The organism is Streptomyces sp. NPDC005899 (assembly GCF_040629645.1).
Classification (GTDB): domain Bacteria; phylum Actinomycetota; class Actinomycetes; order Streptomycetales; family Streptomycetaceae; genus Streptomyces.
Genome location: NZ_JBEXWB010000266.1, coordinates 1 through 8,985 on the forward strand (window position 1 = coordinate 1; position 8,985 = coordinate 8,985).

6 protein-coding genes and 1 pseudogene are annotated in these 8,985 nt (G+C 73.8%); 1 reads left to right on the top strand and 6 read right to left on the bottom strand.

What is annotated here, in order from left to right:
• A pseudogene (locus ABZ371_RS24280) lies at positions 1–514 on the top strand (NADP oxidoreductase); the annotation flags it as partial.
• 128 nt (positions 515–642) lie between these two features.
• Here the strand turns inward: ABZ371_RS24280 and ABZ371_RS24285 are convergent.
• From ABZ371_RS24285 to ABZ371_RS24310, 6 genes are all read right to left on the bottom strand, one after another.
• Positions 643–1,002 (bottom strand): helix-turn-helix transcriptional regulator, encoded by a 360-nt coding sequence (locus ABZ371_RS24285; RefSeq protein WP_358683216.1) that lies wholly within the window; start codon positions 1,000–1,002, stop codon positions 643–645.
• A gap of 51 nt (positions 1,003–1,053) precedes the next feature.
• Positions 1,054–1,782, bottom strand: a complete 729-nt coding sequence (locus tag ABZ371_RS24290) for a class I SAM-dependent methyltransferase (protein WP_358683218.1) — start codon at positions 1,780–1,782, stop codon at positions 1,054–1,056.
• 28 nt (positions 1,783–1,810) lie between these two features.
• On the bottom strand, positions 1,811–2,905 hold the full coding sequence (locus ABZ371_RS24295) for an NADH:flavin oxidoreductase/NADH oxidase (RefSeq protein ID WP_358683220.1): 1,095 nt from the start codon (positions 2,903–2,905) through the stop codon (positions 1,811–1,813).
• 185 nt (positions 2,906–3,090) lie between these two features.
• Entirely contained in the window at positions 3,091–3,495 is a 405-nt protein-coding gene (locus ABZ371_RS24300) for a hypothetical protein (RefSeq protein WP_358683222.1), read from the bottom strand.
• A 26-nt stretch (positions 3,496–3,521) separates the two neighbouring features.
• Positions 3,522–6,719, bottom strand: coding sequence for a glycosyl hydrolase 115 family protein (locus tag ABZ371_RS24305; RefSeq protein ID WP_358683226.1), 3,198 nt, complete (start codon positions 6,717–6,719; stop codon positions 3,522–3,524).
• Positions 6,720–7,362: 643 nt separating this feature from the next.
• On the bottom strand, positions 7,363–8,631 hold the full coding sequence (locus ABZ371_RS24310) for a glucarate dehydratase family protein (RefSeq protein ID WP_358683224.1): 1,269 nt from the start codon (positions 8,629–8,631) through the stop codon (positions 7,363–7,365).
• Positions 8,632–8,985: the final 354 nt, after the last annotated feature.

The window sequence follows — 8,985 nt, forward strand, 5'->3', positions numbered from 1 at the left end:
GCGGGTCGCCGGCGTCCGGTTCGCACGGACGGCCCCCGACGGCACAGGGGGTGTCCGGGACACCGGCGTTCACGAGGACATCGAGGCGGGGCTGGTCCTGCGGGCCGTGGGGTACCGGGGCACGCCGCTGCCGGGGCTGCCCTTCGATCCGGCCCGCGGCACCGTGCCGCACCTGGGCGGCCGGGTCCTCAGGGACGGGGTCGCCGCACCCGGTGAGTACGTCGCGGGGTGGATCAAGCGGGGTCCCACCGGAGTGATCGGCTCGAACAGGTCGTGCGCGAAGGAGACCGTCGCCGCCCTGCTGGAGGACGCGCCGCGGTTGGCCGCCAGGCACGTGGCGGCCGATCCGCTGGACGCCCTGCGGGCGGCGGGGCCGGCTCCGGTGGAGTGGGACGGCTGGCTGTCCATCGAGCGGGCCGAGGCCGCGCTGGGGCGCTCCCTCGGTCGCGGCCGGGTGAAGATCTCCGACTGGTCCGGCCTGCTCGACGCGGCCCGGGGCGAGAGCCGGCGCTGACGGCGGCGGGAGCGCCCGGGGATGCTTCCGGCACCCCCCGGGGCCCGGGGTGGCCGACTGCGGTGCGTCGCGGGCCCGTGAGGGCGCCGCACGGCCTCATGGGTCGCCGTGGAGGCCGCCGCCCGCTCTCACGCCTGCTGGAGGGCCCCGCCGAGCCGCTTCTCCTGCAGGTCGGCCGCGCCGAGGACGCTGGCCAGGAGGCCGGGGAAGAGGTCGTCCAGGTCCTGCGTCCGCAGGCCGCTCAACTTGGCGGTGCCGCGGTAGAACTGCTGGATGACACCGCTCTCGCGCAGCACCCGGAAGTGGTGGGTGCTGGTGGACGCGGAGACGGGGAGGTCGAACCGGGAGCAGGCCAGCTCGTCGGCGTCGTGGGCGAGCTGGCGCACGATGCGCAGCCGTATCGGGTCGGAGAGCGCGTGCAGCACGCTCTCGACGCGGATCTCCTCACGCGCGGGATGGGCGAGCACACGGGCGGCGTTCGACGTCACAGCGGCTCCAGTTCGTCCAGGGACACCCATTGTACGAGAGATGTCGTAGCTCTACTGCCGGGTGGCCACCACGAGCCGGGCCCGGGGGCTCCCGTCGGGCCTGCGGCCCAGCTCCTCCAGCGGGAGCAGCCGTACGGCGAAGCCCGTCGCCTCCAGGTCCCGCGTCACCCCGGCGAGCGGGAAGGTGCGGTAGTACATGACGAACTTCGGGTGCAGCAGCGCGTTGCGCACCCGCATGGCCGCGTCGAAGCCGAGCAGCGTCCAGTAGGCGCGTGAGCCCACCGCCGGTGGCGCTCCGACCGGAAAGGCGAAGTGGCCGCCCGGTCGCAGCGCCGCGCGCACCTGGGCGAAGAGGTCGGGCCGTTCCGCCGGCAGGAAGTGCCCGAAGGCTCCGAAGCTCAGGGCCAGGTCGAAGACCGGAGCGAAGGGCAGCGCACGCGCGTCGGCCCGCACCCAGCCGACCGCCGGCGGGCCGGCGTCCGCGGTGTGCGCCGACCGCGCGACGGCGAGCAGGCCCGCGCTGAAGTCGACGCCGGTGACACGCTCCCGGCACAGCGCGCGCAGGACTCCCACGCCCGCTCCGGTGCCGCAGCACACGTCCAGGCCCCGGTCGAACGGCCCGAACGGCCGCACCGCGCGGCCGACGGCTTCGAGCACCCTGTCCGGGGTCCGGTAGGGCGACCGGTCGAACTTCGGGGCGAGCAGGTCGTAGCCGTGCATCGTCGAGGAGAGCGCCTGCACGGCCAGTTCGCGGAAGGTGGGACCCTGTGAAGTGGACACCGGCCCGAGCCTACCGGCTGACTTCCCGTCAGATCGCGTAGCCGTACTGTTCGGGCGCCCGCACGTCGCCACCGAGCGCGCGCGCCGCGCTGCGGGCGAAGTAGGGGTCGCGCAGCAGCTCCCGGCCGAGCAGGACGGCGTCCGCGCTCCCGTCGGCGAGGATCTTCTCGGCCTGCACGGGGTCGGTGATCAGCCCCACCGCGGCCACCGGGAGGCCCGCCTCGGTGCGCACACGCTCGGCGAACGGCACCTGGTAGCCGGGCTCCACGGGGATCCGCGCCCCGGGGGCGAGCCCTCCGGTCGACACGTCCAGCAGGTCGACGCCGTGGGCGCGCAGTTCGCGCGCCAGGCGGACGGTGTCGTCGGCGGTCCATCCCTCGCGCTCGTCGTCCGCGTTCTCGGTCAGCCAGTCGGTGGCGGAGACACGGAAGAACAGCGGGAGTTCCTCGGGCCACACGGCCCGCACCGCGTCCACGACCTCGAGGGCGAAGCGGGCGCGGTTCTCGAACGAGCCGCCGTAGGCGTCGGTGCGGTGGTTGCTGTGCGGGGAGAGGAACTGGCCGATCAGGTAGCCGTGCGCACCGTGGATCTCGGCGACCCGGAAGCCGGCCGCGAGTGCCCGGCGGGCGGCGTCCGCGAACTGGCCGACGATCTCCTGGATGCCGTCGACGGTGAGTTCGGCGGGTACCGGATGGCCCTCGTCGTACGGGAGAGGGCTGGGGGCGACCGGCTGCCAGCCCTCGTCGCCTGCGACGGGGCCGCCGCCGCGCCAGGGGCGGTCGGTGGATGCCTTGCGTCCGGCATGGGCCAGCTGGATACCGGGGACCGTGCCCTGCCCGGCGAGGAAGCCGGTGACTCGGCGGAACGCCTCGACCTGCCGGTCGTTCCAGATGCCGAGGTCGGCGGGGCTGATCCTGCCCTCCGGGCTGACGGCGGTCGCCTCCACGAGGATCAGGCCGGTGCCGCCGGCCGCGCGGGCGGCGTAGTGGGAGAAGTGCCAGTCGTCGGCCACGCCCGCCTCCGGCCCGGACGCCTCCGCGCTGTACTGGCACATCGGCGCCATCCAGATGCGGTTGGGGACGGACAGCGAGCGCAGGGTGAAGGGTTCGAAGAGTGAACTCACGGGGGTTCTCCGCTTCCTCGGGACGCGACGGCGGGCAGGGAGGGGCGACCCGGGAGCACCGGGCCACCACGTCGCACGAAAGTCACCGTACTACGAAAAGCGCCGTACTACGGCATCCATCGAAGTATGAGGTCGCTCGTGCCGCTCACGGCCCGCCCCCGGTCCGGGCCCGCCCCCCGCCGGCCTCAGCTCCGGGGGCGCGGCCGGCGCCGCACCGTGATCTCGGTGCCGGCCTCGTACATCTGGCTCCAGCTGCGCCCACCGCCGGAGGTCCAGGTCACGAGGACTCCCGCCCCGTCGGCCCTGACCGCCTCCACCGTCATGAAGCGGTCCCCGCTCCGGACGTCACCGCGTTCCAGGTCCCGCGCCTTGACGGTGACCGGCTCCTGCGTCCGGGCGCTCTCCGCCTCCCCGGCCGCCCGGACGAGCGCGGCGGCCAGCTCCCTCGCCGCCGCGGGGGAGCAGGACCAGGAGGCGCCCACGGCCGGCCCGCGGGCCCGGACTCCGACCCCGGGCACTCCCCCGACCGTGGCCGGGACCACCTCCAGCGTTCCGCCGCGCCCTTCGGCGTCCTGGATCCCGATGCCCATTCACGCGCCTCCTCGTCCTGCTCCGGTCAGCCGAGCCGGAGACTCTCCGGCGGGCCCAGGTAGCTGGGCTTGAGGCCGCCGGTGTCCACCACGAGGTTCTGCAGCACCACCGTCGGGTCGACCATCCAGAATTTCAGCACATGCGCGCCCGCACGGCCGACGTGGTGCACGGTGGCGGTGCGGTTGACGTTGTCCGAGGTGTTGCGGGCCCACTGGGGGTTCATGGTGCCGTCGTCGGCCCCGGTGGCCGCGATGACGTCGACGGACTGCGGTGTGTCGTCGTCGAAGGAGACGGCGTACCTCAGCCCGTCGGTCGCCAGGGCGTCGTTGCGCGGCGACAGGTAGGCCCAGACGGTGACCGGCCCGGTGGTGAAGAGGCTGACCCGGTACTCGAGCCGGGGCCCCGTGCCGCCCGGCACCTGCCGTGCCGCGGTGACCGGGAAGGGCTCCATGCCCGAACCGGTGCGACCGATACCCGGGATGCGGTGCCAGGAGATCCCGTCACGGCCGACCGCACGGTGGAAGTGGTCGGCCTCGACGGATACGTAGCCGTTGGACTCCACGAAACCGGTGAGCTGTCCGCGCCGGACCCGCGGGCGGTCGATCACCGCGCGGACGACGACCTCGCTCCCACCGGGTCCCGACACGGTGACCGGCACACGCGAGACGCCGAAGGGGGCACGCGTCCAGTCGACCCGGAAGGTGACCCTGGTCTGGGCGTCCACCCGGCCGCGGGTGCGGTCCGCGATCAGCCAGGAGGCGCCGGTGCGGACCTGGTAGCCGAACGGCTCGGTGCCGCGGTTGAAGACGTCGACGTACTGCGCGGGCTGGCTCTGGTAGGGGCTGAAGACCGGCAGGACCGGCTCGGTCCCGTCCTGCCCGGCGGCCGGCCACCACTGGGGGGAGCCGTCCACGGCCACGCCCATCTCGGCCTTCGCGGGGAGGTCGATGCGCCGGACCGCGGGGAAGATCTCGTCGGCGATCGCCACGTTGTTCAGCTCGGGCTGCTGCCAGGGGGCGTTCGGACCGTAGCGGTCGACGTCGCCGTACCCGATGTGGGGCTGGCTCTGGAACCCCTTCCACTTGCCGTCGGCCACCTCGGTGCCGAAGCGCCGCGCCAGGGCGAGGTCCTCGGCCAGTCCCGCCTCCGCGGTGGCCGCGAGGCGGTTGGTGAGGGCGCGGCCCTGCGGGGCGTAGTGGAGGTTGGTGAACTCCGCCTCCCGCAGCGCGTACAGGTTGGCGGTCGCCCGCACTGCGTACCCGGCCAGTTCGTACCAGGCGTCCTGGGCGGAGGCCGGAAGCCTGCGGCGGACGCGTTCGGCGGCGGCGGCCAGCCGCTGCCAGTCCTCGGTGACCCGCTCCAGCTCGCGGTAGTCGACCAGGCTGAACGGTGTGGCCCGGTCGTCGTACACGATGGCCGAGGTGTCCTTCGCGGGGTCCTTCGACGGGTCGAGGCCGATCTTCCGGTTGAGCAGCTCGGGCTTGCGGCGGGACTGCAGGGCGGCGTACGTGCGCAGGATCCCGGCGATCTCCTCGGCCTGGCCCTCGCCGAAGTTCTGCGCGGCGTAGCGCTCCTCCCACTCCGGCAGGCTCTCCAGGGGCCACCGGTCCGGGTTCCAGGCGTAGTCGAGGAAGAACTGGGTGGGGAGTTCGTTGCCCTTGAGGTCGCCGACGTTCGTCACCCAGAGACCGTGGTTGCCGTATGCCGCGCTCTGGTGGAGCTGGTCCCACATGTTGGGGAGCGAGGCGGTGTCGACCCACTTGTAGTTGCGTCCCACTCCGACGTAGTCGAAGTGGTAGTACAGGCCGTATCCCCCGCTGCGCGCGTCGTTCTCCAGGTCCGGCAGCTTGCGGACGTTGGCCCAGTTGTCGTCGGTGAGGACCACGGTGACGTCGTCGGGGACGCGCAGTCCGCGGTCCCAGTAGCGCTGCACCTCCTTGTAGAGGGTCCACACCTGCGGGACGGCGGTGTCGCTGCCGAGCTCCTCGGCGATGATCGCGCGCTGGGTGGCGATGATCTCGCCCATCAGCTCGATGCCGTCGCCGTCCGGCAGGCTGACGTCGCCGTTGCCGCGCATGCCGAGGGTGACCACGCCCTCGAAGTCCTCGTGCGCCATGCGGCGGACGCCTTCGCGCCAGTACGCCTTGATGGCCTCGGCGTTGCGGCGGAAGGACCATTCACCGGTGCCGCCGTAGGGGTCGTGCCCGGGAGTGGTGATGTTTCCGGCGCTGTCGCGGACCGCCGCGACCGCGTGCCTGTTCCACTCCTCGATGCCCCGCATCATGGGCGCCTCGTGCGAGGTGCCCATGACGACGCCGTACGCCTTGGCTGTGGCGTGGTTCTCCGGGTCGTCCTCGGCGAAGGCGCGGCCCCACACGGCGGGCCACAGGTAGTTGGCCTTCAGCCGCAGCATGACTTCGAAGACCCTGGCGTAGAAGGCGGCGTTGAAGCCGCCCTCGTAGCCGGGTGCCTTGCCGGGGCCGAAGAAGGCGGGGGCCCAGGTTCCGAGCGCCGGGTTCTCGTCGTTGACGAAGAAGCCCCGGTACTTCACCGCGGGAGTGCCCTGGGTGTGCCGTCCGGGCAGGGCGTACAGCGCGTCCCGGTGCACGGGCACCACGTCGTCCCACCAGTACCAGGGGGAGACCCCGATGCCCCGGGACACGTCGTAGGCGGCGAAGACGGTGCCGCGCTGGTCGCTGCCCGCGATCACGAAGGCGCGGCCGACGCCGGGCATCGGCCTCTCGACGACGGTCTGCAGGCTCGTCTCCCACTTTCCGGCGACGGAGGAGACGTCCAGCTTCCCGGCGGCGACCAGTGCGTCGATGAGCGGGCTGCGGCCGATGGTGCCCACGAGGATGACCTCCCTGCCGCGGGGGGCCGTGGTCCGCGAGAGTGCGGGGCGGACACCGGTGACACGTTCGATGTCCGCCTGGAGGTCGCCCGCCACCCGGACGACGCCCGCGTGGTCGTCGTCACTGACCACCACGGGGGCCGCCCGGCCGGCCCTGACGAGGGGGAAGGCGCCCGGGCGGGGGGTGAAGGTGATGTAGGCGCCGGGGTCGGTGGGCCTGCCGCCGGCCGGGCCGGAACCGGCCTGAGCGGCCGCGGCCTGCACGGCCGGTCCCAGCAGCGGCCCGAGCGGCGTCGCGGCGAGTGCGGTGAGTCCGAGGCCGGCCCCGAGGACCGCTCGGCGGCTGGTGCTGTGCGGGGTGTGCTGGTCCATACTGCTCTCCCATTCGTTCGCACTGGTGACACGTTGGACGGGCGTGCCCGCGGCCTCGCGCCGCGGGGTGGGTCTTCGGTAAGGCCGCGTCAGTCGGCGGGCGGTGCCCGGCGCCGCGGCGGGCCGCGGGGCGGCCACGACGGCGTCGGCGGTGTCGTCCGGTTCCGGGGCGGCCGCGGCGAAGACCTCGATCAGGGCGCCGCTCCAGGCGGGTGCCTGCTGTGTGGGCACGTCGTGGCGCTCAGCGAGGTGTTCACGGGGGGAGGCGACGGTGTACCGCTGCCTGAGCCGCTGCCGGCGCGGGGCGAACAGCCATGCCCCCACGGCGGCTGTGAGGGCGAGCGGCGGGAAGGCCCACACGTGGCCGGTGATGCCGTAGCTGTAGGCGATGGCGGCGTACGCGACCAACACGGCGCCGTAGGCGGACATGTGGTGGGAGTTGCCGGAGAGCCGCCAGGGCATCCGGTCGCCGCCGATGGAGTGACCGCTCACGTCGCCGGCCCGGCGGTGCGCCCCGAGGCCGATGAGGAGCAGCGCCGGGAGACAGCCGACGAGGGCGGTCCGGTCGAGCGGGGCCATGCGAACTCCTTGAGGTGCGTCCGTGCCCGGTGCGGCGACCCGGGTGCCGGGTGGCCGCACCGGGTCACCAGCGGGGGGTCTTCCTCTCGTAGGACGGGTCGATCCGGCGCATGTAGCCGGTGTCGTCGCGGTTGCGCAGCCCGCAGGCGATGTACTGCTCGTGCAGCCGGGCCAGGGCGTCGCGGTCGATCTCGACCCCGAGTCCCGGCCCCTTCGGGACGCGTACCGCCCCGTCGGCGAGGGTGAGCGCGCCGGGCACCACGACCTCCTCGGTCTTCCACGGCCAGTGGGTGTCACAGGCGTAGGTGAGGTTCGGTGTGGCGGCGGCCAGGTGGGTCATCGCGGCCAGGCTGATGCCGAGGTGCGAGTTGGAGTGCATCGACAGCCCCAGGGCGAAGGTGTCGCAGATCCCGGAGAGGAGCCGGGACCGGTGCAGTCCGCCCCAGTAGTGGTGGTCCGAGAGCACCACCTGGACGGACCCCCGCTCCACCGCGGGCGCGAGGTGCTCGAAGGCGACCACGCACATGTTGGTGGCGAGCGGGATCGGGGTCTCCCGAGCGACCCGTGCCATGCCGTCGAGGCCCGGCGTCGGATCCTCCAGGTACTCCAGGACACCTTCCAGCCGACGGGCCACCTCGATCGCGGTGGGGACGGTCCAGGCGGCGTTTGGGTCCAGGCGCAGCGGCGTCGTGGGGAAGGCCTCACGCAGGGCCAGGACCGCCTCGACCTCCTCCTCGGGCGGCCTGACCCCGCCCTTCAGCTTGACGGCGGAGAAACCGTGGTCGGCGATCATGCGCCGGGCCTGGGCCACGAGGCCCTCCGGGTCCAGCGCCGCTCCCCACCCGTCGGGCTCTTCGCCCGGGTGCCCGGCCCACTTGTGGAAGAGGTAGGCGCTGAAGGGGACGGAGTCCCGGACCGCGCCGCCGAGCAGGTCGCTGACGGGGCGGCCGGCCGCCTTGCCCTGGATGTCGAGGCAGGCGACCTCGAACGGGGAGAAGACCCGGTCGGCCGCGCTGCTGGTGGTGATCATCCCGGTGAGGCCGGAACCGCCGGTCGTGTCGGCGCCCGCCAGGGCCGCGGTCACCGCGCGGTGCATGGCGCCGAGTGCGTACACGTCCATGCCGGTGACCGCCGCCGCGGCTGCCCGCAGCCGGCGCAGGTGGCCGTCGTCCGCGTACGTCTCGCCGAGGCCGACCAGGCCCTCGCCCGTGTCGACCTCGACGACGGCGCGCAGCGCGAAGGGCTCGTGCACGCCGACCGCGTTGAGGAGTGCCGGGTCCCGGAAGGCGACGGGAGTGATCCTCACCCCGATGATCCGGAGGTCCTTCGTCATTGCGTCGTTGTCCGTTCCCTGGGTGTGGCGCGTGCGCGGTGCCGGCGGGCGGTGGGCGTCCGGGGCGGGTGTGGAGAGCCGGAGAGGCGCGGGTGGGACCGGCCGCACCGCCGAGCAGATTTGGCTTGCTCATGACAGATGGGTGGTCCTGTCGGTACGCCCGCCGGGAGCCGGCGACGGGACGGCAGGAGGACCCGCCCGGCTCGAAAGTTTCGACGCCGACCCCGCACTCCGCCGGACGCGGAGACGGCGGGGGGGGGGGGGGGGGTCGGCCGGCCGCCGGGGGCGCGGACCCGCCCGGCCCCCCCCGGCGGGGCCGGCCCCCCGCGCGGGGGGCGGGGCCGCGGGGGCCCG

Excerpts from the sequence above, each read along its gene's own strand:
- ABZ371_RS24300 (WP_358683222.1), bottom strand. The coding sequence starts at position 3,495 with ATGGGCATCGGGATCCAGGACGCCGAAGGGCGCGGCGGAACGCTGGAG.
- ABZ371_RS24305 (WP_358683226.1), bottom strand. The coding sequence starts at position 6,719 with ATGGACCAGCACACCCCGCACAGCACCAGCCGCCGAGCGGTCCTCGGG.
- ABZ371_RS24310 (WP_358683224.1), bottom strand. The coding sequence starts at position 8,631 with ATGACGAAGGACCTCCGGATCATCGGGGTGAGGATCACTCCCGTCGCC.